We start from the raw sequence: 25,357 nt of genomic DNA, 5'->3' as shown, positions 1-25,357 counted from the left end.
ATGATCAAAGGCAATATCGAAGATTTTTATCCCCTCTCCCCAGCTCAGCAGGGCATTCTCTTTCATTCTCTTTACCAGCCAGAATCGGGCGTATATTTCGGGCAACTACTATGCGTCTTGCGCGGCGATCTCAATGTTTCTGCATTTAGAAATAGTTGGCAAAAAGTTGTAGAGCGACATCCCATTTTGCGGACTTGTTTCGTGTGGGAAAATTTGAAAGAACCCGTGCAAGCGGTGCGTAAGCAGGCTGCATTATCTTGGCAGGAAATAAACTGGCGATCGCTCTCTGCGTCAGAACAACAACAGCAGTTAGAAACATTCCTCAAAGCCGATCGAGATCAGGGCTTTGACTTGAAATCAGCTCCCTTGATTCGCATTACACTGGCGCAGTTAGAAGCAGATACTTTTCAGTTTATTTTGAGCCACCACCACTTGGTTTTAGATGGGTGGTCGCTGGCGATCGTGCTTGAGGAAGTTTTTGCATTTTATCAAGCCTTCTCCCAGGGCGAGGAATTGCACCTCAAACGCCCTCGCCCTTATCGGGATTACATCGCGTGGCTGCACCAGCAAGATTTATCTGCGGCTGAGTCATTTTGGCGGCAAACTCTCAAAGGTTTTGCAGATCCAACTGCGATCGCCCGATGCAATATTGTCGCGGGAAACCGTTTAGAAAGTAGTGGCGAACAGCAGGTGATATTTTCTGCAACAGCCACGGCCACACTGCAATCCTTAGCGCGCCAGCATCAGCTAACATTAAATACCCTCGTACAGGCAGCTTGGGCGCTACTTTTGAGCCGATATAGCAGCGAGGAAGATGTGGTTTTTGGTACGGTTGTTTCCGGGCGATCGCCAGATTTAATTGGTGCTGAATCGGTAGTGGGACTGTTCGTAAATCCTTTGCCAGTGCGCGTAAAAATTAACCCACAGGATGTTATTTTATCCTGGTTGAAAGAACTCCAAGCGCAACAAGTTGAGGCGCGGCAGTATGAGTACAGCCCCCTCGTTGAGGTGCAGGGGTGGAGCGAAGTTCCTCGGAGTTTACCTTTATTTGAGAGTTTCGTCGTTTTTGAGAATTATCCCTCGGATGCTTCTTTGCAGGAGAAGATTCACAACTTAAAAGTAGAGAATATTCGCTCCTTGGAAACAACGAATTATCCTCTAACGGTGATGGCGATGCCCGGTGCGGCATTGACGCTGAAAATTATTTTCGATCGTAGCTACTTTGAGGACAGTGCGATCGCGCGGATGCTCAAACACCTGCAAACTTTACTGGAAGGAATGGCGGCTAATCCTCACCAAAAACTATCCAATTTATCCTTATTGAGCGCCGCTGAACAACAACAATTACTTCTCCAGTGGAACGACACCCAAGCGGATTACCCCAAAAATTCCTCAATTCACAAATTATTTGCAGCACAAACAGAGCGAACCCCAGATGCAGTGGCTGCAATTTGCGAAAATGAACAATTGACTTACCGCGAATTGAATGCCAAAGCCAATCAAATCGCGCATTACCTGCAAACTCTCGGTGTAAAATCCGAAGTTTTGGTGGGAATTTGCTTAGAGCGATCGCTGGAAATGCTGGTGGCCATTTTGGGCATTTTAAAAGCCGGTGCCGCTTACGTTCCTCTCGATCCTGCCTATCCCCAAGAACGCCGATCCTTCATGCTAGCAGACGCAAAAGTTCCGGTGCTTTTGACTCAAAAAAACCTCCTAGAAACCCTCCCCGAACACAGCGCTAAAGTCGTCTGTATCGACGCAGAATGGCAGGAAATTTCCCGGCAGAGCGATCGCAACCCCGCTGTTAAAGTGGAAGCTGAAAACCTCGCTTACGTCCTCTACACTTCCGGCTCAACAGGCACTCCCAAAGGCGTACTCGGCACCCACCGAGGCACAGTCAATCGCTGTTTTTGGAACCCCTACCCTTTGATCGCAGAAGATATTTGCTGTCAAAAAACTTCCTTAAATTTTGTCGATTCAATTTGGGAAATCTTTGCTCCTTTGCTGCATGGGTTGCCAACTGTGATTATTCCCGATCGAGCCGTCAAAGATATTAACCAATTCCTTCAAACCTTATCAAAGCAAAATGTAACGCGACTGGTTTTGGTTCCTTCTTTGTTGCGCGCCATCTTAGATTCCTTCCCTGATTTAGACAGGCGTTTGCCTCAATTAAAGTATTGGATTTGCAGCGGAGAAACTCTGCCGATGGAACTTTGCCAGCAATTTCGAGAGCAGATGCCCCAGCGGGTATTAATCAATCTTTATGGCTCTTCGGAAGTAGCTGCGGATGTGACGTGGTACGATGCAACTCACTGTGTCGAGAAAGTTCCAATTGGTCGCCCGATCGCCAACACGCAAATTTACCTGCTCGATCGCAATTTGCAACCCGTTCCCATAGGAATTCCCGGCGAGATTTACGTCGGCGGCGATGGATTAGCCCAGGGCTACTTAAACCGCCCCGAATTAACCTCGGAGAAATTCATTTCTAATCCGTTTGGGCAAGAAAAATTAACTTTTCTCGGTAATTCTCATCAAAAAGTTTTGTTCAAAACAGGCGATATCGGTTGTTACCTGCCGGATGGTAATATAGAATTTCTGGGCCGTAGTGATTGCCAAGTAAAAATTCGCGGTTTCCGCATCGAACTAGGAGAAATAGAGGCAGCACTTTCTCAACATTCTTCTGTGTCCACCGCTGCTGTTTTGCTTCAGGAAAAAGCACCGGGCAGTCAACGCCTAGTCGCTTACCTAGTTGCTAACTCAGAGTTCAGAAATCAGCAGCCAGAACTTATTTCCGAACTGCGTTCATTCTTAAAGCACAAACTGCCCGATTACATGGTGCCTTCAGCTTTTGTGCTATTAGATGCGTTGCCACTAACGCCCAACGGAAAAATTGACCGCCTCGCCTTATCTCAAAAGTGCGATTACGTTTCCGATGAAACAGCCTTCACTGAGCCACAAACGCCCACAGAGAAAGAAATTGCTGAGATTTGGACTGCTCTTTTAGGGCTAGAAAAAGTAGGAACTAACCAAAGCTTTTTTGACCTCGGCGGCCACTCTCTGATGGCAACACGGTTAATATCGCGAGTGCGATCGTGCTTTGGGGTAGAGTTAGCGCTGTGCGATTTTTTTGCTGCTCCCACCATTCAGAATTTAGCTGAACTAATCGAGGAAGAAATTCTGGCAAATGCCGATTCTAACCAGATAGATAAATTGCTCGATATTTTAGAAAAGATTGATGGAGAGGAAGCACAAACTGTGATGCTGACTGAGTAAATATCGGGTTAGTAAAAAAGCACAAACAGCTATTTTTTCCTTAAAAAGTCGGTGGAATAGGAGATATAGCCTTTCTCAGAAAGATGAGGTACTATCCTGGATAGGCCAAACCGGGCATAGGGCATAGGGCATACCTCACTTTTGTGAGAACCGCTATAAAAAACATTTAATAGGATTAATCCCAATGAGTAAACTAACAGTAAAAACCAAAAATTCTCAAGATATAATGCAGCCATTAACAGCCTCAAAAACCCCAATTGAAGAAAAGTTAATGGAGCTATTCAGTGCCTCAGAAAAGTCATTTTTGGCAGAGGAAGCAATGGAGGAGCGAATTTCTGCGATTGTTCAAGACTTTTTGTACGCAAAAACCGCGAGTACAGATCTTGACTTAGAGTTAATTATTCAGGAGTTTAGGGAAAACAAAATTCCCGCCTTTCCTACAGATGTTGGGAATTATATCGATGATTTTGCCAAAACCCTCGTTGCCCATTCCATTCACACATCTTCCCCCCGATATATCGGTCACATGACGAGCGCACTTCCCTATTTTGTGCGCCCGATCGCGAAGCTTTTAACCGCGATGAATCAAAATTTAGTCAAGATGGAAACTGCAAAAGTTTTAAGCCCCTGCGAGCGCCAGACTTTAGCAATGATGCACCGATTAATTTACGATTTTTCTGAGGATTTTTATAACCAGCACATTCAAAAAAGTGACAGCACGCTCGGTATCATGGTAACGGGCGGCACCCTAGCTAATATCACAGCCATGTGGTGCGCTCGCAACGCTTCTTTCGGGCCAAAAAATAACTTTAGTGGCATTGAAAAAGAAGGTTTGTACGCAGCTTTAGAGTTTTACGGTAACAAGGGAATGGTGATAATCGGCTCCAGTTTGATGCACTATTCTTTTGAAAAGGCTGCCGGTTTATTAGGCATTGGCGATCGCAGTCTCATAAAAGTTCCAACCGATTCCAATCACCGCATGGATTTGGCAGCGCTGCGCCAAACTGTAGCCGAATGTCGCGATCGCAACCTGCACATTCTGGCAATTATCGGTATTGCAGGCAGCACCGATTCGGGAAGTATCGATCCGCTGCCAGAAATAGCGGCGATCGCGCAAGAAGCAAACGCTCACTTTCACGTCGATGCCGCTTGGGGTGGGCCCGTGCTTTTTTCCGAACGTCACCGACACAAATTCGCAGGTATTCAACTAGCAGATTCCGTCACCATAGATGGACACAAACAAATGTATTTGCCAATGGGAATCGGCATGGTTTTATTCCGCAATCCCCAAACCGCCAAAGTTATTGAAAAACACGCGCCCTACACGGTGCGAAAAGAGTCCATCGATCTAGGCAAGCGATCTCTCGAAGGCTCTCGATCGGGTGCGAGTTTGTTCTTGCAAGCAGCGTTGAATATCATCGGCCATCAAGGCTATGAGTTTTTGATAGATGCAGGCATCCATAAAACCCAGCACTTGGCCAATTTAATTCGGGAAAGTCCAGAATTTGAATTGCTGCTAGAACCAGAAATTAATATTCTTTTATACCGCTACATTCCAGAAACATTCAGGGGGAAAGCAGCCAAAAAACAACTGGCAGAAGCAGACAACCACTTCATCAATCAATTTAACGAGCGCCTTCAGGAGGCCCAGCGGCGAGCCGGTCACACCTTCGTATCGCGAACAACCGTGCAAAACACCTGTTATGGCAAAACCATTCCCATTGTTGCTTTTCGAGTCGTCCTTGCCAACCCCCTCACCACTGAAGCAGATATCAACTTTGTTTTAAACGACCAGCTCAAAATAGCAGCAAAGCTTTCCTTAACGATCGCAAACAGCGACAACTACGAGGAGGTAAATTATGATGTCTACTAATCGTTCAGAACGACTAAAAAACCTCTCGCCCCAGCAGCGAGCGCTCCTCCTCAAAGCATTGGGCAAAGAGGCAGTACAGGCTGAGCAATCTAAGCGTATTCCCAGGCGATCGCAGCAAGATTCTGCTCCCCTTTCTTTTGCCCAACAACGGCTGTGGTTCCTCGATCGATTGTCTCCCGAAAACCCTGCCTACAACCTTCCTGCTGCTGTGCATTTGCAAGGACAATTGAATTTGTCAGCACTGCAACAAACACTCAATGAAATTGTCCGGCGTCACGAAGTTTTACGGACTGCTTTTGCAGAAGTAGACGAGCAACCTGTCCAACAGATTTCTTCTTCCTTAAATTTCGCTTTGTCGGTGGTAAACTTGCAACATTTACCAGAAACTGAGCAGCAAGCTGAAATTGAGCAGCGTACTCTTGAAGAAGCCCAACGGCCCTTTGATTTAACGCGATCGCCCTTACTGCGAGGCACTTTGCTGCAACTTGGTTCGGCAGAATATGTGTTACTGCTAACGATACACCACATTATTTCTGATGGTTGGTCTATGGGCGTATTGGTGCGAGAAGTGGCCGCACTTTATGAAGCTTTTTCCACTGACAAACCCTCTGAGTTGCCTGAACTTCCCGTACAGTATGCCGACTTCGCCAGTTGGCAGCGGCAGCATTTCCAAGGAGAGAAATTAGAAAAACAGATCGCTTATTGGAAACAGCAATTGGGAGGCGCTTTAGCTGTGCTGTCAACAGATAAGCAGCGCTCTCCCGTGCCAAGTTTCCGAGGATCGCAGCAATCTTTTGTGATTTCTGCTTCTTTAACTGAAAGGCTAAAAACGCTCGGTCAGCAACAAGATATAACCCTATTTATGACTTTGCTGGCAGCATTTCAATCCTTGCTATCTTGCCAAATAAAGCAGGAAAATCTCGCCATTGGCTCTCCAATTGCCAACCGCAACCTCCTTGAATTAGAGGAATTAATTGGATTCTTTGTTAATACTTTAGTGCTACGAATTGACACAGCAGGTAATCCAACTTTCCGCGAACTACTTCGTCGAACACGCGAGGTAGCATTAGCAGCTTACGCTCACCCCGATGTCCCTTTTGAAAAGCTCGTCGTGGAATTGCAGCCGGAGCGAAATCTCAGCTATAACCCGCTATTTCAAGTGTGGTTTGTTCTCCAGAATGCACCCATACCCCCCCTGAAATTAGGCGATTTGACCTTGAGCATTCTGGAATTCGATGTCGGTATGTCTAGACACGACTTAAGCCTCACTCTCTGGGAGATTTCAGAAGGAATTCAAGGCTTATTTGAGTACAAAACAGACTTGTTTGAAGCTGCGACTATTGCCCGAATGGTGAGAGGTTTCCAAGCCCTCCTCAACCAGGTAGTCATCCAGCCAGATATCAAGATGGACGACTTGGCTAAAATTCTTGCCGAAGTCGAAAGGCAGCACCAAATCGAGCAGGAAAAACAAATTCATAGTTCCGGGATTAACAAATTAAAAATGGCTAAACGCAAAGTTATGAACAGTTTTACATGATGGCTCAATCTCTCATATTTATTCTGGAAAAATGAATAAAATTTTCACCAATTTTGCAAAAATTATGACAAATACAGAAACAAAAAATCTCAATTCCCAAAAGTTAGGAGCAGTTAGGCGAAAAGCCGTCAGCCTGTCCTCAGAGGAATTAGTCAAAACCGCCTATCTCCAGCCCGAAAACCTTCTACCTTTAGTTGTTCAGCCAACAGTAGAAAAATTAAATCTCGCGGGTTGGGCACAGAACAATCGCTCATCAATTGAAACACAGTTATCGAAGCATGGAGGAATACTTTTCCGAGGCTTTGAAGTCGGCGATGTGAATGGTTTCGAGCAGTTTATTCAAACTCTTGCTGGCGACTTGTTGGAATATTCTTTTCGCTCAACTCCGCGTAGCTTGGTGAGCGGAAATATCTACACTTCCACCGAGTATCCTGCCGAGCAATTCATCCCGTTGCACAATGAAATGGCTTATTCTCGCAATTGGCCACTAAAAATTGCTTTTTTCTGCGTTAAAAAAGCCGAACAAGGAGGAGAAACTCCGATCGCTAACAGCCGCAAAGTGTTTGAAACCCTGGATTCAAAGATTAGAGAAAAGTTTGCCCAAAACAAGGTTATGTATGTGCGAAATTACGGCGGTGGCGTAGATTTGTCCTGGCAAAATGTCTTCAATACTGATAGCAAAATTGAGGTAGAAAACTATTGCCAAAAAGCTGGAATTGAGTTACAGTGGACAAGTGGCGATCGCTTGAGAACTCGGCAAATATGTCAAGCTATCGCTCAGCACCCAAACACGCAGGAAATGGTGTGGTTTAATCAAGCTCACCTCTTCCACATTTCTAATCTAGAACCCGTCGTTCGCAAAGAGCTTTTAACTTCTTTTAAGCAGGAAGATTTACCCCGCAATGCTTATTACGGCGATGGCTCGCCCATTGAAGATTTTATATTAGACGAAATTCGTCGCTGCTATCAGCAAGAAACGATACTTTTTCCTTGGGAAGAAGGAGATGTCTTGCTGCTAGATAATATGCTAGCCGCGCACGGACGCACCCCATTCTCTGGTTCGCGTCGAGTTGTTGTCGGGATGGCAGAACCGTTTAGCTGTCAAGATATTTAGACCCATGAAAGGAACAGTAGATATGCAAAATGAAACAATCGAAGGGTTTAGACTTTCTCCACAGCAACGACATTTGTGGGGGTTACAGCAAAATAATTCTCAACAGATCTATCGTGTTCGAGGTGCAATTTTAATTTCAGGAAACCTCGATCGAGAGATTCTGAAAAAGGCGCTGCAAAATGTCGTAAATCGGCACGAAATCCTGCGTACTAGCTTTCACTGCTTGCCAGGGATGACACTACCCCTGCAAGCGATCGCCAGCACTGGTGAAGTTCCTATCTCAGAACACAATCTGAGCGGTTTGTCTCCCGAAGAACAAGAAGCTAAAATTGAAGCGCTTTTTCAGCAACTAAACCTGCTTGCTTTTGATTTTGAGCGCGGCCCACTTTGGCATCTCTCTTTAGTAACTTTGGGGGAAAACAAGCACCTATTGCTGGCGAACTTCTCTGCCTTAATTGCAGATAGTGTCACCCTGAAAAATTTTACCCGCGAACTCAGTCTTTCCTACTCAGTTTGTGGGCGCGGGGAAGAGTTCTCTGATGAGTCAATGCAATATGCCGATATTGCTGAGTGGCAAAATGAGTTACTCGAATCAGAAGAAACGGCAATCGGCAAAGAATACTGGCGCAAACTGAATCTTGAATCTTTGGATTGCTTAACGCTTCCTTGGGAAAAGCAGAATTCCGCTTCGGAATTTCAGCCGCTAGTAGAAAGGGTGGAAATTCGGGGTGATTTGTTGAACAGATTGGAAGCGATCGCGCAAAAACACCAAAGCGATATTTCTACATTCCTGCTGACTTGCTGGCAAATTTTAATTTGGCGGCTTACCAGACAGCCAAACCTGATAGTCGGCGTAACTGGAAACGGCAGGAAATATGAAGAATTAGAACACTCTCTGGGGCTGTTGAGTACCTATTTACCGCTACATTGCGACTTGCAAGACGAATTCAGTTTTGTAGAAGTTTGGCGACAAGTTGAGCTAAATCTCAAAGATATTCACACTTGGCAAGAATATTTCACCTGGGAAGAAACTCTAGAATCCGATAAAAGTAACGTTTTTTTGCCCATCTGCTTTGAGTGTGAAACAGAGCCAGAGAAATATGGCGAGTCTGGCGTTTCATTTTTCCTCGATCGGCAAGATGCCTGCCTAGAGCCATTCAAACTTAAACTTTCCTGTCTTTCACGAGGCAATTGCTTAATCACCGATTTTTGCTACGATCCGGCTTTATTTGAAGCTGAAGATATCAAACGCTTGTCAAAACACTTTCAGGCACTATTAGAAAGTGCAGTAAAAAGTCCACAAATTCCCATTAGTCAGTTAAATATACTTAGCGATCGCGATCGTCACCAACTTCTCATTGACTTTAACCAAACTCAAAAAGATTACCCGACAGACAAGTGCGTTCACCAGCTTTTTGAAGAACAAGCCGATCGCACGCCAGATAGCATTGCCGTTGTCTTTGAAAGTGAACAAATCACCTACCGAGAACTCAACGATCGCACCAATCAACTGGCTCATCACCTGCAAAACTTGGGAGTTGAGCCAGAGGCAATTGTCGGAATTTGCGTCGATCGCTCTTTAGAAACAATCGTAGGAATGCTGGGCATTCTCAAAGCAGGTGGTGCCTATTTGCCGATCGATCCGGCAACCCCAGTAGATCGCAAAGCACTCATGCTAGAAGACGCTCAGGTGAAGGTTTTGCTCGCACAACAGCGGCTCATCGAAAGCTTGCCGAAAACTCAGGCAAATATTGTTTGCATCGATCGAGATATTCCGACTGTTTCTGCCTCTTACACGCCCCCTGTTTCTACAGACAATTTAGCTTATGTCATCTATACTTCCGGTTCCACTGGCATCCCCAAGGGAGTAGCGATCGAACATCGACAACTGCTCAATTACCTGTACGCTATTCAGGAAAGATTAAACCTGCCATCTGGTGCCAGTTTTGCTACCGTTTCCACCTTCGCCGCCGACTTAGGAAACACCGTTATTTTTCCCGCCCTTTGTTTCGGCGGTTGCCTGCATATTATCTCCCAAGAACGCGCCACCGATCCAGAAGCACTGGGTGAATATTTTTCCCGCAATCCCATCGACTGCCTCAAAATAGTTCCCTCTCATCTAGCCGCCCTTTTAAATTCCTCCCAACCAAAGTCAATTTTGCCTGGGAAACGGCTTATTTTAGGTGGTGAAGCTGCCAAATGGAGCTTAATTAAAACACTTCGGAATCTTGCTCCCAGTTGCTCAGTCTTCAATCACTACGGGCCAACAGAAACAACTGTAGGTGTGCTGACTTATCAAGTGGATTTTGATAAAACTGGGTGCGATTTTGAGACAGTTCCACTCGGTCTTCCGATTGCCAACACTCAGATTTATATCTTGGATTCTTACTTGCAGTCGGTGCCGATAGGCGTACCTGGTGAACTGTACGTCGGCGGTGATAATTTGGCACGCGGATATCTTAATCGCCCTGAATTAACCGCAGAAAAATTTATTCGCAATCCATTTGACACGCAAGCAAAAACACGACTGTACAAAACGGGTGATTTGGCTCGCTATTTGCCAGACGGAAACATCGAATTTATCGGGCGAATTGACAGTCAAGTAAAAATCCGGGGTTTCCGCATTGAATTGGGAGAAATTGAGGCAGCGTTAGGGCAGCATCCAGATATCGTGCAGGCTGTAGTTATGGCGCGGGAAGACGAGATGGCACAAAAGCGCCTCGTGGCTTATTTGATTTCTGAGCATAAACCAGCACCAAGCAGCAGCGAACTTCGCCGTTTTTTAGCGACAAAATTGCCTGAGTACATGGTGCCTTGGGCTTTTGTAATGCTCAAAAGTTTGCCTTTAACTCCTAATGGAAAGATCGATCGGCGATCGCTGCCAGAACCTGACGAAATGCGGCCGGAGTTGACAGAAAACTTTGTCGCGCCTCGCACAAATATCGAGGAAGTTTTAGCCGCTATCTGGGCTGAAGTTCTCAAACTTGAAAAAGTCGGCATTTACGACAACTTTTTTGAATTAGGAGGGCATTCCCTATTAGCCACTCAAGTAATTTCCAGAGTGCGCCAAGCATTTCAGGTCGAGTTGCCTTTGCACCGTTTATTTGAGTCTGCGACTGTCGCCGATTTTGCTGTAGCGATCGCGCAAAAGCAAGTCGAACAAACAGACAGTGAAATGCTAGCGAGGGTGTTAGCAGACCTCGATCAACTTTCAGAAGCACAAATTCAGGAAATTCTCGCCCAGCAAGGAGTCAGCAAATGAGTGATTTAATTGAACGCATCGCGGGTCTTTCTCCCCAAAAGCGCGAGTTGCTGTTGCAGCGACTCAACCCTAAAAAAGAAAGCGTTTCGCTAGCAAAAATTCTGCCTCAAAGTCGAGAGTCTAACACTTTTCCTCTGTCGTTTGCTCAACAGCGGTTATGGTTTTTTGAGCAACTAAATGCAGGCAACTTTACCTATCATATCCTCGCCGGCGTGCGTTTGACGGGCACACTCGACGCCACAGCCCTCGATCGCAGTCTCAACGAACTTGTCAAGCGTCATGAAGTTTTGCGAACGGCTTTTAAGACAATAAATGGGCAACCCATTCAGGCGATCGCTTCAAATCTGGAATTGAAAATTTTAGAAATAGATTTGCGATCGCTTCCTGAAACTGAACGCGATCGCGAAATTGAACGGTTGATCGCCGCAGAAGCAAAGCTTGCTTTCGATTTGTCACAAGCACCCTTATTACGTGCCAAATTGCTGCAATTGAGCGATTCAAACTGGGTGCTGCTATTGAGTACGCACCACATCATTTTCGATGCCTGGTCAATGGGAATATTCATTCAGGAACTCGCCACGTTTTATCAAGCCTTTTGCACTGGCAAACCTTCTCCCCTTCCCGAACTGTCGGTACAGTACGCAGACTTTGCAAGTTGGCAGCGCCAGTGGTTGCAAGGAGAAGTTTTAGAGACGCAGCTTGCTTACTGGAAAAAACAGCTCGGAGGCAATCTTCCTGTACTAAATTTGCCAACAGATCGCCCCCGCTCGGCAATACAAAGCTTCCGAGGTGCGGTGCATAAATTTACTATTCCCAAGGCAATCGCAGAGGAAATCGTCCAATTGAGCCAGCGGGAAAAAGCTACTTTATTTATGACCCTACTGGCAGCGTTTAAAACATTGCTTTATCGCTACACCGGGCAAGAAGATATTTTAGTCGGCTCCCCCATTGCTAACCGCAACCGACGCGAAATCGAGGAATTAATTGGCTTATTTGCTAACACTTTAGTTTTCCGAACCAATCTGTCGAACAACCCAACTTTTAAAGAGTTACTGGCTCGCGTGCGAGAAGTAGCTCTCGGCGCGTATAACCACCAGGATTTACCATTCGAGAAACTGGTAGAAATCCTACACCACGAACGAGATTTAAGTCATAATCCGCTATTTCAGGTGTTGTTCTCTCTGCGAAATGTTCGGACACCGCAGATAAAATTGCCAGGAGTGATGTTGAGCAATTTAGAAATAGAACGAAAAACGGCGAGATTTGATTTAGCGCTTGACCTGGAGGAAGGATTAGAGGGTATTAATGGAACGCTTGAGTATAGCCAAGATTTGTTTGACGCTAGCACTGCACGACGGATAGCCGGACATTTTATTACCTTACTAGAAAGTATAGCTACCAATCCCGAACAGCGCCTTTCAATTTTGCCAATCTTGACAAAACCTGAACAGCAGCAACTACTATTCGAGTGGAACAATACTCAATCGAATTTTCCGCAAGATAAGTGCATACATGAACTATTTGAAGCCCAGGCAGAACTGACACCAGATGCGATCGCTGTCGTTTTTGAAAATGAATGTCTGACTTACCGGGATCTGAACAAAAAAGCAAATAACCTCGCAAGTTACTTGCAAAAAATCGGTGTCAATCCAGAATTTTTGGTAGGAATTTATGTCGATCGCTCCCTAGACATGGTGGTAGGGCTTCTCGGCATCCTCAAAGCCGGTGGTGCTTACGTTCCCCTCGATCCAGCATATCCGCCAGAGCGCCTTGCATTCATGCTAGAAGACGCGCAAATTTCAGTGTTACTCACTCAGCAAAAACTATTAGAAACACTGCCAAAAAATAGCGCCTCTATCGTGTTTCTGGATGCAGATAGGGAAGGCATATCGAGCTGCGACGAGCCAGTCGTGGGTTTACAAAATTCCTCAAATTTAGCCTATGTCATCTATACTTCAGGCTCAACAGGTCAACCCAAAGGAGTGCAAATTTCCCACGCCTCTGCCGTTAACTTCTTGAGTTCTATGCACCAACAACTCGCGATCGCAGACCGAGATGTTTGGCTAGCAGTAACATCCTTATCTTTTGACATTGCAGCGCTGGAACTTTTCCTGCCTATTACAACAGGTTCTCGCGTCGTTGTAGCCAGCCGAGAAGTGGCATCAAACGGGGAAAAGCTGTTAGAAACATTAACAAATTCTGGCGCGACAGTTATGCAAGCTACTCCAGCCAGTTGGAAAATGCTTTTAGCAGCAGGATGGCCGGGAAACAATCAATTAAAAATACTGTGCGGGGGAGAAGCTTTACCCCGACAGCTCGCCAATCAGTTGCTTTTGCGTGGCGCTGCTGTGTGGAATTTATACGGCCCTACAGAAACCACTATCTGGTCTACTCTCTATCAGGTCGATCGCAAAGATGAATCAGTTTCCATCGGTCGCCCGATTGCTAACACTCAAATTTTCATATTAGACCGCTATTTAATGCCAGTTCCCGTTGGCATATTTGGCGAACTGCACATCGGCGGTGCCGGCTTATCTAGAGGCTACCTAAACCGACCGGAACTGACCGCAGAGAAGTTTATTCCTAACCCCTTTGCAGAGGACGGAATTCATGCTTCATGCTTCATTCATCCTTCATCGTTTATTCTTTCAGAACGCCTCTATAAAACCGGGGACTTGGCTCGCTATCTCCCAGATGGAAACATTGAATTTATGGGGCGCAGCGACCACCAGGTGAAAGTTCGCGGATTTCGCATCGAATTAGGCGAAATTGAAGCGGTACTCAGCCAATACCCGGCCGTGCGAGAAGCGATCGCACTGGTTCGAGAGGATAATCCGGGCGACAAGCGTTTAGTAGCTTATATCGTTGTTAACTCAGAACTCCGGGGCGGACACGGGAACACTGCTCCTACGAATTCAGAATTTATTAATCACTTGCGTGTCTTTCTCAAACAAAAACTGCCGCAGTACATGATACCGTCAGCGTTTGTGCTGCTGGAAGCAATGCCTTTAACGCCTAATGGAAAAATCGATCGGCGATCGCTAAGAGCACCTGACACAAACACAGCGGAATTCGAGAGCAATTTTACCGAGCCTCGAACTCCCGACGAGCAATTAATAGCAGAAATTTGGGCGGAAGTTCTCGGTTTAGAGCGAGTTGGCATTCACGATAACTTCTTTGAATTGGGAGGTCATTCATTGCTGGCTACTCAGGCGATCGCCCGCCTGCGAGAAGCGTTTCAAATTGAATTGCCCCTGCGCGTTTTATTTGAATCGCCTACCGTCGCAACTGTGACCGAAAGCCTCTTGCAATATCGCACCGAGCAAAACCTGAAAGCACCCCCCATCGATCGCGTCTCGCGGGAGGGAGAATTGCCCCTTTCCTTTGCACAACAGCGGCTCTGGTTCGTCGATCAATTGCAACCGGGCGATCCAGCGTACAATATTCCCGCAGCCGTGCGCTTGAAAGGCGCGATCGACGTGACAGCATTACAGCGCAGTTTCCAAACAATTATCGCTCGCCACGAAGCCTTGCGGACAATTTTTAACACAGTGGAAGGGCGACCGATTCAAACGATTATTCCCTCTCCGACTTTCGCGCTTTCAGTCATAGACTTGCGGGAATTTCCTCACTCGCAGCGGGAAGCCGAAGCGGTGCGACTCGCTCTTGAAGAAGCGCGACAACCTTTTGACTTAGCAAAATGGCCATTAATGCGCGTTACTTTGCTACAGTTAAACGAGACAGAATCTATATTATTGCTAACCATTCATCACATCGTTGCAGATGGCTGGTCCCTAGGGGTACTCGTGCGGGAAATGGCTGCACTCTACGAAGCTTTTTGTGTTGGAAAACCTTCCCCACTTTCTGAGCTTCCCCTTCAATACGCCGATTATGCCGTGTGGCAGCGAAAGTGGCTTTCTGGGGAAGTTTTAGAAACAAAACTTGCCTATTGGAAGCAACACTTAGGCAATCCTTTGCCAGTGCTGCAACTGCCTACCAAACAACCGCGCTCTAATGTTTCTACCTATCGGGCTGCCCTTCAACCGTTCCAGCTTTCCCCAACCCTTTCGCAAGCCCTCAATAAGCTGAGTCGTCAAGAAAGTGCCACCCTATTTATGACGATGCTAGCCGCTTTAGAAACGCTGCTATATCGCTATACAAATCAGGATGACATCATTGTCGGCACAGACCTGGCAAATCGCACCCAAATTGAGACAGAAGCTTTAATAGGCTTCTTTGTCAATATCCTCGTTTTGCGGACTGATTTGAGTGGCAATCCCACTTTTTGCGAATTGCTCGCAAGGGTGCGCGAAGTAACTTTAAAAGCCTACGCTCATCAAGATTTACCCTTCGACAAATTAGTGGAGGGATTGCGCCCCGATCGCACTCTAAATCAGCCACAAATCTTTCAAGTTTTATTCGTCATGCAAAATATGCCGATGCCTGCTTTAAAGCTGGGCAATTTAACTTTAACTCCGTTAGAAGTTGACAGCGAAATTGCGAAATTCGATTTAGTTCTCTTCGTGGGGGAAACCGAGCGGGGAATTGCCGGTAGTTGGAAATATAATGCAGGTCTTTTCGACTGCGCCACCATCGAGCAAATGTCAAATCGCTTTGAAACCCTTCTCAGCAGCATTGTAGCGCAGCCAGAAACTCGGTTAAACAACTTGGAAATTATCACGGAAGCTGAAAAACAAAAACAAACCATGCAAGAACTAAAGCGCGAAAAACTAAATTTCAGCAAGTTTAAGAGCATTAAACCGAAAGAGGTTGCTCTGCCTGAAGGCGAGTTGATAAAAACCGAGTTTCTTCAGCCTGGGGAACTATTCCCGTTAGTCATCAAACCCTCTGTTAATAATGTCGATCTCGCAGATTGGGCTAAGAACAACCGCGAATTGATAGAAGCAAAATTGCTACAGCACGGAGCAATTCTGTTTCGAGGATTCATTGAGCCTGTGGTTTCTGCTTTCGAGCAGTTTGCTCACGCAATTTGTCCTGAATTATTTGGGGAGTACGGGGATTTGCCACGCGAAGGAGTTAGCGGAAAAGTTTACGGTTCAACTCCTTACCCAGCAGATCAAGCTATCTTATTTCACAGCGAGAGTTCGCACCTGCACCGCTGGCCGATGAAAATCTGGTTTTTCTGCGTTCAGCCAGCGCAACAAGGCGGAGAAACGCCGATTGTTGACTGCCGTAAAATTTACCAGTTGCTAGACCCGAAACTAAGAGAAAAATTTGCCCAAAAGCAAATTATGTACGTCCGTAACTACACAGACGGACTGGATGTAAGCTGGAAAGATTTTTTCAAAACGGAAGACAAATCGGTGGTTGAGGAATACTGCCGGCAAGCTGGGATGAAATTTGAGTGGAAAGCAGGAAATAATTTGAGAACTCGCAAAATTCGCCCCGCAATTGCCAAGCACCAAAAAACTGGAGAGATGGTATTTTTTAACCAACTTCCCTTGCACCACATTTCCTGCTTAGATGCGGCAACCCGCGCTTCCTTGCTCTCTGTTTTTGGAGAAGAGAACCTCCCCCGCAATGTCTATTACGGTGACGGCACTCCTATTGAAGACTCGGTAATGGAAGAAATTCAGGCAGTGTACGCGCAAGCTGCTGTTAGTTTTCCCTGGCAAGCAGGAGACATCTTAATGCTAGATAATATGCTTGTCGCTCACAGTCGCAATCCATTTATCGGTTCGCGAAAAATTGTTGTAGCGATGGGCGAAATGATTCCTGAATTAGGAATTTAATTCCCTCTCATCTCTTCCACGCAGAACCTGTAAACGAGAATAAAGTAGTGCTTTGAGAAATAAAAACAATGCAAACAATTAATGGATTTCGGCTTTCACCCCAGCAAAAATATCTGTGGCTGTTGCAGCAAGACAGCCCTGCTTATCGCATTCAATCCGCTATTTTGATCGAGGGAAGTCTTCAAACTGACAACCTAAAAAAAGCTTTAGAAAAAGTGAGTAAGCGTCACGAAATTATCCGAACCAGTTTTCAGCGAAGGCCAGGGCTAAAAATTCCTATACAAGTTATTTCCGAACATAGCTTTGTTTCGTGGAACTGGGTTAACTTGAGTGAAGGGACTCCCCAGGAGGAAGAAGCCAAACTTGAAGATATTTTTCAGCAAGAAAAGAGCGCTTTATTCAACTTCGAGGGCAATCCTGTTTGGCGCTTGTCTTTAATTACACTTTCATCTGAGAGGCATATTTTGTTAGTCAGCTTACCAGCACTGTGCGCCGATAGTCGCACACTAAAAAATCTGGTTCGAGAACTCAGCCAGTGCTATGCTGCCTCCCTTCACGGCGAAGAACTTTCCGATGAAGTTGTACAATACGTTCAATTTTCCGAATGGCAAAATGAATTGCTCGAAGATGAGGAAGCGGCGGAGGGCAAAGAATACTGGACTAGACAAGATTTATCGGCGCTAGCGAGTTTAAGGTTGCCGTTTGAAAATAGATTAATCAACGCGCCAGCTCAATTTACTCCCCAAGCTTTTGAGGTCAAATTAGAGTTAGCTTTGCTAAAAAAAGTGGAATCGATCGCCCGCCAGTACAACACCTCACTTTCTACATTCTTGCTCGCTTGCTGGAAAATTTTGCTCTGGCGGCTGATTGGCGAATCAGAGCTCACTGTTGGCGTGGCATTCGACGGTCGAAAATACGAAGAACTAGAGCCAGCGCTGGGGCTGTTTGCCAAATTTTTACCGCTGTCGAGCCAACTAACCGAAAATTTTTCCTTCGCGGAAACCTGGCAGCAAATTCAGCAGGAAGAATGCGAGGCATACAAGTATCAAGAATATTTCTCCCACGAATATTTAGGCAACTCTTCCGGCTTTCCATTTTGTTTCGAGTTTGAGGAACAGCTCGAAAAGCATTCGGCTAGTGGCGTATTTTTTTCAATTGACAAGCAGTATGCGTGCGGCGATCGCTTCAAAGTTAAACTTTCTTGCCACCGCCAAAATAACTCGCTCGCCGCTGAGTTTCACTACGATCCTATCTTCCTTGCAGACAATAGTATCCGGTGCTTGGCAGAGCAATTTTACGCCTTGGTGCAAAGTGCAGCCAGCAATCCACAAACCGCGATCGACCAACTCGAAATGCTGAGCGATCGCGCCCGACATCAGTTATTACTAGAATTAAACAGCACCAAAGCAGATTACCAGCTCGATAAGTGCGTTCATCAGCTCTTTGAAGAACAAGCAGAGCGATCGCCCAACCGTATAGCTGCTGTTTGTGAAAATCAGCAAATTACCTACAGCGAACTCAACGCCCGCGCTAACCAAATCGCCCATTACTTGCAGCAATTAGGTGTCAAGCCAGAGGTAATTGTCGGCCTTTGCGTCGATCGCTCTTTAGAGGCGATCGCTGGAATTCTAGGCATCCTCAAAGCAGGTGGCGCGTACCTACCGCTCGACCCAGCCATGCCCAAAGAGCGCCTAGCATTGATGTTGCAAAATGCTCGGACTCCAGTGCTGTTAACCCAACAGCATCTCCTCAAAAATTTGCCTGAAACTCAAGCACAGATCGTCTGCTTAGACGCAGAAATTCCCTCTGTCTCCCCCTCTCCCTCTCCCCCTCTCTCTCCTGAAAATTTAGCTTATGTCATTTACACTTCCGGTTCCACCGGCACACCCAAAGGAGTCGCCATTGAACACCGGCAACTGCTCAATTACCTGCACGGCATTCAGGAAAAATTAAACCTGCCACCGACTGCCAATTTTGCCACCGTTTCCACCTTCGCAGCAGACTTAGGACACACTGTTATTTTCCCCGCTTTGTGTTCGGGCGGGTGCCTCCACATCATCTCTCAAGAACGCGCAACAGATCCTCAAGCAATTGCCGCTTATTTTCAGCAACATTCTATCGATTGTCTGAAAATTGTTCCCTCTCACTTAAAAGCTTTGTTGAGCGATTCTAACGCCTCGCAAATCTTACCTAAAAAGCGATTAATTCTCGGCGGTGAGCCTTTGATGTGGAATTTAATTGAAAGAATTCAGAAATACAATCCAGACTGCTCGATATTCAACCATTACGGGCCGACAGAAACAACTGTAGGCGTGCTGACTTATCAGGTAAAAATGCAAGGCGATCGCATTTCCGAGACAGTTCCTTTAGGTCGCCCGCTACCCAACACGCAGATTTATTTGCTCGATTCGCACTTGCAGCCGGTTCCTGTAGGGGTGGCCGGTGAATTATATATTGCTGGTGCGGGATTGGCTCGCGGCTATCTAAACCAACCAGAACTCACCGCAGAAAAATTTATTAGCAAGTCATTGACTCAGGAACCGGAAACTCGACTTTACAAAACTGGCGACTTAGCTCGCTATTTGCCAGACGGAAATATAGAATTTATCGATCGCGTCGATCGCCAAGTAAAGCTGCGAGGTTTCCGCATTGAATTGGGGGAAATTGAGGCGGGGCTGTCTCATCATCCCTCTGTACGCGAGGCAGTCGTTGTACTTCAGGAAAATGAACCGGGAAATCAGCGTTTAGTCGCCTATATCGTTGCTCACTCAAAACTCAGCGTTCAGGACTCACAACTGATTGAAAGCCTGCGTTCATTCCTCAAAGAACAACTGCCCGAATACATGATACCTTCTGCTTTTGTGGTTCTGAAAGCGCTGCCACTGACTCCCAATGGCAAAATAGACCCTCAAGCGCTTCCTGCACCGTCCATAGCAGCCAATTTTACAGATACGTTTGTAGGCCCTCGCACTCCCGGTGAGGAGATTCTTGCCGGAATTTGGAGCCAGCTTCTCAACCTTAAAAAGGTAGGAATTCACGATAATTTCTTTGACTTGGGGGGACACTCATTACTGATTACTCAGTTGTTAGCCAAAGTGCGAGAATCTTTTCAGGTGGAATTGCCTTTGCGCGTTTTGTTTGAAGCTCCTACTGTAGCTGGTTTAGCTGAAAAAATCGAAATGCAACAAGGGGGCAACACAGCGGGCGATCGCCCCTCGAATTTCGATATTAATGCTGAAGCTATCCTAGACCCAGCCATCCGCCCTGCAACTCCATTGAGCGAGCCAAAAACTGAACCAGCTTGCATTCTCTTAACAGGGGCGACGGGCTTTTTGGGAGCCTTTTTACTCCGCGATCTCTTGCAACAAACTCAAGCAGAAATTTATTGCCTAGTCCGTTCTGCCGATGCAGAATCAGCTAAAAAGCGGATTCAAAGCAGCCTGGAATCCTATTTAATTTGGGATGAAAGCAGCAGCGATCGCATTATCCCAATTGCTGGAGATTTGTCTCAACCACTGTTGGGGCTTTCCGAGGAGCAGTTCCGAGTTTTAGCCAGTAAAATTGATGTCATTTACCACAACGGCGCGTTTGTCAAGTTTACTTATCCCTACTCGGTTCTCAAACCCGCTAACGTTTTGGGGACGCAGGAAGTTCTGAGATTGGCGAGTCAAAGTAAGCTAAAACCAGTCCATTTAATTTCTACGATTTCCGTTTTCTCGGCAAGGGGAGAATCTGGGATTAAGGTGGTGCGAGAGGAGGATGAACTCACTCCGGGAGAGGGTCTAAAAGGCGCTTACACTCAGACTAAGTGGGTGGCAGAAAAGTTAGTAGAGGTTGCGCGCGATCGCGGGATTCCTGTTAGCATTTACAGGCCAGGTCGCATTTCTGGGGACAGCCAAACAGGGGCCTGCAATCCCAGTGACTTACTGTACAGGTTAATCGCTGGTTGCGTGCAACTTGGATGTGCGCCCGATGACGATAAGCTGATGAATGTAGCGCCTGTTGACTATGTGAGCCGAGCGATCGTTCATCTTTCGAGGCAAAAAGAATTGCTCGGAAAGACTTTTCATTTAGTCAACACTCAGTCCTTTCAAATGAGTGAATTGCTGGGCTGGATTTGCTCAATGGGTTATCCAATCAAACGAGTTTCGTCTGAGACTTGGCAAGCAGAAATTGTGAATCGCGCTGGAAATTCTCCCGATCATGCTTTGTACCCGCTTGTCGGTCTTTTTTCAGAAAAAGTTTCTGAAACGGAAATGTCACAATCAGGAACGCTACAGTTCGATTGCAAAAATACACTAGATGGACTTGCTACCACTGACATCACCTGTCCGCAAGCGGATGCGAATCTGTTTCGCACTTACCTTTCCTATCTCGCCGATTGTGGCTTGATAGGTAGCCACAATTAAAACCTATAAGGGCGCAAAGTATTGCGTCCCTACCTAGCTCAATCTCTGGAGACTTCAAAATGAACGAATTGCAGCAAAGACACATGAAAGCGCTCATAGAGCGCTACACCGATCGCACAAAGACATCTAAGAATTTCGCGCAAAAATACCGTCCGGTTCTGGCTGATAATCGGGCTTCTGATGGGTTTCGCCTTCCCGTTAAGGAGATGTTTTATCCCATTGTCGCCGATCGCTCGCTTGGCTCTAAAATATGGGATGTTGATGGCAACGAATACATCGATATCACGATGGGATTTGGCATCAATCTTTTCGGTCATAATCCGACCTTTATTAAAGAAGCCTTATTAGAGCAACTCGATCGCGGCGTGCAAATTGGCCCTCAAGCAGAAATTGCCGGAGAAGTTGCGGAATTAATCTGCGAACTGACGGGGATGGAGCGCGTCGCTTTTTCTAATACCGGCACCGAAGCAGTGATGGCAGCTTTACGATTAGCTAGAGCGGCAACTAAACGCAATAAAATTGCTTTGTTTTCTGGTTCTTATCACGGTCATTTTGACGGAACTCTCGCAGTTCTAAAAAAGATCAATGGCGATTTATGCACCATTCCAAAAGCGCCAGGAATTCTCGCTAATTTTATTCAAGATGTTTTAGTTTTGGATTACGGAAGCCCTCACGCCCTGGAAATGATCAAAGCTCACCAGCATGAATTAGCGGCGGTTCTCGTCGAGCCGGTGCAAAGCCGCCGTCTCGATTTACAACCCAAAGAATTTCTCCACCAACTCAGACAATTAACAAAAGAATCAGAAATTGCGCTGATTTTTGATGAAATGGTTACTGGTTTCCGAATTCATCAAGGCGGGGCGCAGGGGTGGTTTGGTATTGAGGCAGATATTGCAACTTACGGTAAAATTGTCGGGGGTGGTATGCCGATTGGAATTATCGCTGGAAAAGCTGCTTATATGGATAAAATTGACGGCGGTTTGTGGAACTACGGCGATGATTCCTCCCCCCAGATAAAAACAACAATTTTTGCCGGTACTTTTTGCAAGCACCCACTTGCTCTGGCCGCTGCGCGTTCCGTGCTGCGCTATCTTAAAAGTCAAGGCCCAGCCCTTCAGCAGCAGTTGAATCAGCGCACTTCACACCTAGTTGAAACCCTGAATGCTTATTTCAAAGAAAATGAAGTCTCTGTCTGGCTTGTAAATTTCGGATCGCAATTTCGCGCTGCTGCCTCGGTTGAGATAGATCCGCTACTTTTTCACTTACTTGAAAAGCGTATTTTCATATCCGAAGGTCGTAGCTGCTTTCTCTCCACCGCTCACACTAATGAAGACATCGATCGCATCATTCAGGCAGTTAAAGAGAGTATTCAAGAAATGCGCGAAGGAGGCTTTTTCCCGGTTTCTTCTCATCCCCAAGCAGAAGTTGTTTAGGCTCTTCCTTACTTACCATGCCAAACTAACACCATTTTTTTAAAGATGTGCTAGAGATAAAGAATGTAAAATCCAAGACCATCCTGTGAGAAAACCAATGACATGATTCGTTAAAGATGCTAAGATTTCCTGAACTTTTACGCGGAGTTCGTCAAGATCACTAAAAACTAACTTTCGCTTAAAATTCTTTGATGTATTCCCACACTCTTTCTGTTGGATTTACTTCAGGACAATGAGGAGGCTGAAATAGTAAAATAATATTGTCTGGCAATTCAGATGTGCTTAAAAGATGACCGGGAGCATCCAGGACTTGAATAATATGCAATTCATCGGGATATTCAAGCGACAATTGTTCCAAATATGCTTGAAAACAAACTTTATCTAAATGGGAAAACTCCCAAAAAAAACTTCTTCCAGTAGATGGGGATACGGCGACCTAATGCCAGAAACATTTAAATTTCCATTGATGTTCTCCTACGGGCTTTACACCCCGTAGTGTTATCCTTCGTCTCTGAATTGTATGTAGTCCTAATCGAGTTTCGTCACCACACCAAAACAGAACTTTCTTGTATTTCTTTACTTGGTCAGGATCTCGATCCAGCAAGGCTTTGATTTTTTGAGGCAGGCTATTCTTGAATTCATTGATTGCCGTTGGCTTTTGTTTCCTACTGCGGGTTTTTGGGATTTTTGATTTACTTTTCAACTCCCCTTTAACCAAGGAGTATACAGCTTGATAACTACTAGGTATTTCTTTGATCGACCAGAGCCAGAGATGAACTTCTTTATAACTGGAAAATCCTTCTGGGTCTCTCAATTATTGTTGTAATGCAGCCGCTACGTCAACTGAAAACTTCTTGGGTCTGCCAAAAATCTGCCGATTTTTTAACAAGTTTTCCAGACCACCCTCTTTATATTGAAAGAGCCAGCGATGAATTGTGGTTTCACTTTTACCCAAAACCGACGATACTTCTCGGACTGTTTCTACTTTTTTTGATTGAAATAAATAAATCATTTGAACTTTATTATATGCTAATTTTTTTTTGTTGTTTCCCAATCTTTAGCAATACTTCTACAGGTTCGGCAATCTTTATATGAGGACGACCAGACATTTTAATGTTCTCCTTTACTTTATATAAATCTATCATAACTTTATAAAAATGGTATAAGAAGTTATAGTTAACTCCATTTTTTTTGATAAAAACATCAATAACCGAGAAAAGAAATCAGAACTGGCGCATAAATATTAAAGAAACCGGGTTTTGGACAGGGATTAAAGGTTGAGATGCGCGGGTTCGTTAAAAAAAACCGGTTTCTGCCTCGGCGCATCAATCTTAAGCAAATTGGGTTGTGGAGAGGGATTAAAGGTTGAGATGCGCGGGTTCGCCAAAAAACCCGGTTTCTATGGAGACTTGGGCTTTGAATTTCGAGATTCCGGCAAATCAAGCCCAGAAGTGTCAAAATATTAACAACCAGTTCATCCCCAAAATATATGGCTCCCGCCGTTTTAATTGAAAATCTTCAGAAACGCTACGGCACTGTAGAAGCCGTTAAAGATGTTTCCTTCAAGGTAGAACCGGGGGAAATATTTGGTTTGCTAGGGCCCAACGGTGCTGGTAAAACCACTACCCTGCGGGTACTTTGTACTTTAACATCGCCAGACAGCGGACGCATTGAAGTGTCTGGCATTTGCGCTGTCAGCCAGCCGAGAATTGCTCGACAGAGACTAGGCTATGTGGCTCAAGAAGTGGCTCTCGATAAGGTGTTGACGGGCCGGGAACTCCTGCAACTGCAAGCGGCGCTTTACCATTTGCCGCGCCCTACGATTAAAGGGCGGATTGACGAAATGGTGAAACTCCTCGGTTTGGAGGAGTGGGAAAATAAAAAGACTGGTACGTATTCCGGCGGTATCCGCAAGCGCTTGGATTTGGCTGCTGGGTTGCTTCACCAGCCGGATGTTTTGGTGTTAGACGAACCGACTGTGGGGCTCGATATTGAAAGTCGGGTGGTGGTGTGGGATTTCCTGCGGCGCTTGCGGGAGGAAGGTACGACGGTTTTGATTACGAGTCACTATCTCGAAGAAGTGGATGCTTTGGCCGATCGCGTGGCGATTATTGACAAGGGTACGGTGATTGCACAGGGCACGCCGGAGGAGTTGAAAAATCGGGTTGGGGGCGATCGGGTGACTTTGCGGATTCGGGAGTTTTCGCCGATCGAAGAAGCCCAAAAAGCCCAAGCTTTAATGCAGTCTCTGCCTTTTGTACAGGAAGTAATTATCAACAGCGCCCAAGGAAATTCTCTCAATTTGGTAGTGAGTACCCAAAGCGATGCGCTGGTGAGCATTCAGCAAGCTTTGAAAGATGCGGGATTGCCTGCGTTTGGGATTGCTCAATCTCGGCCGAGTTTGGATGATGTGTATTTAGCGGCGACTGGTAAGACGCTGTTGGATGCGGAGTTGGCTGCTGCTAGCAACCGCGATTTGAAGGCGGAACAAAAGGCGGCGATGCGATCGTAATTTAGTTTAATTGGAAGCTCCACGCGCGGGGTCAGAAACCCGGTTTCTTTACAGATTTCTCGTCGCCAAACCAGATTTTTTTAAGAAACCGGGTTTCTTTTGCCTTAGTCCTATTTAGGGCTTGCTGAATAAGCCTAAAACCCTTACCTCAAAAGACTTTGACTCGCGTTCGGCGTAGACAACGTGTAAGA

General features: G+C 45.8%; 9 protein-coding genes and 1 pseudogene. 9 read left to right on the top strand and 1 reads right to left on the bottom strand.

The window, feature by feature from the left end; all coding sequences use genetic code 11:
- From QUB13_RS23450 to QUB13_RS23415, 8 genes are all read left to right on the top strand, one after another.
- Entirely contained in the window at window positions 1–3,273 is a 3,273-nt protein-coding gene (locus QUB13_RS23450) for a non-ribosomal peptide synthetase (protein WP_333385479.1), read from the top strand.
- A 184-nt stretch (window positions 3,274–3,457) separates the two neighbouring features.
- Window positions 3,458–5,146: a pyridoxal-dependent aspartate 1-decarboxylase PanP gene (panP, locus tag QUB13_RS23445; protein ID WP_333385476.1), complete on the top strand. Its 1,689-nt coding sequence runs from the start codon at window positions 3,458–3,460 to the stop codon at window positions 5,144–5,146.
- On the top strand, window positions 5,133–6,683 hold the full coding sequence (locus QUB13_RS23440) for a condensation domain-containing protein (RefSeq protein WP_333385472.1): 1,551 nt from the start codon (window positions 5,133–5,135) through the stop codon (window positions 6,681–6,683). The genes panP and QUB13_RS23440 overlap by 14 nt, the downstream gene beginning before the upstream one ends.
- Window positions 6,684–6,747: 64 nt before the next feature.
- Window positions 6,748–7,797 carry a TauD/TfdA family dioxygenase gene (locus tag QUB13_RS23435; protein WP_333385469.1) on the top strand — a complete coding sequence of 350 codons (1,050 nt, stop codon included), beginning with the start codon at window positions 6,748–6,750 and terminating at the stop codon, window positions 7,795–7,797.
- A gap of 22 nt (window positions 7,798–7,819) precedes the next feature.
- Window positions 7,820–11,059 carry a non-ribosomal peptide synthetase gene (locus QUB13_RS23430; RefSeq protein ID WP_333385467.1) on the top strand — a complete coding sequence of 1,080 codons (3,240 nt, stop codon included), beginning with the start codon at window positions 7,820–7,822 and terminating at the stop codon, window positions 11,057–11,059.
- Window positions 11,056–16,812, top strand: coding sequence for a non-ribosomal peptide synthetase (locus QUB13_RS23425; RefSeq protein WP_333385463.1), 5,757 nt, complete (start codon window positions 11,056–11,058; stop codon window positions 16,810–16,812). The genes QUB13_RS23430 and QUB13_RS23425 overlap by 4 nt, the downstream gene beginning before the upstream one ends.
- A gap of 68 nt (window positions 16,813–16,880) precedes the next feature.
- A complete protein-coding gene (locus tag QUB13_RS23420) occupies window positions 16,881–21,221 on the top strand; it encodes a non-ribosomal peptide synthetase family protein (RefSeq protein WP_333385459.1) in 4,341 nt (1,446 codons plus the stop codon).
- Window positions 21,222–21,280: 59 nt separating this feature from the next.
- Window positions 21,281–22,654, top strand: coding sequence for an aspartate aminotransferase family protein (locus tag QUB13_RS23415; RefSeq protein WP_333385456.1), 1,374 nt, complete (start codon window positions 21,281–21,283; stop codon window positions 22,652–22,654).
- Window positions 22,655–22,693: 39 nt separating this feature from the next.
- Here QUB13_RS23415 and QUB13_RS23410 read toward each other — a convergent pair.
- Window positions 22,694–23,763, bottom strand: a pseudogene (locus tag QUB13_RS23410) (IS630 family transposase).
- Between the two features lie 380 nt (window positions 23,764–24,143).
- On the opposite strand from QUB13_RS23410, the gene QUB13_RS23405 reads away from it, so the two are divergent.
- On the top strand, window positions 24,144–25,166 hold the full coding sequence (locus QUB13_RS23405; RefSeq protein ID WP_333385453.1) for an ABC transporter ATP-binding protein: 1,023 nt from the start codon (window positions 24,144–24,146) through the stop codon (window positions 25,164–25,166).
- The last annotated feature ends 191 nt before the right edge of the window (window positions 25,167–25,357 follow it).

Origin of the sequence: Microcoleus sp. B4-D4 (genome assembly GCF_036705185.1) — a bacterium.
Lineage (GTDB): Bacteria > Cyanobacteriota > Cyanobacteriia > Cyanobacteriales > Microcoleaceae > Microcoleus.
Note: the sequence above shows the minus strand (reverse complement) of the source record. Positions and strands in the feature narration are given on the sequence as shown.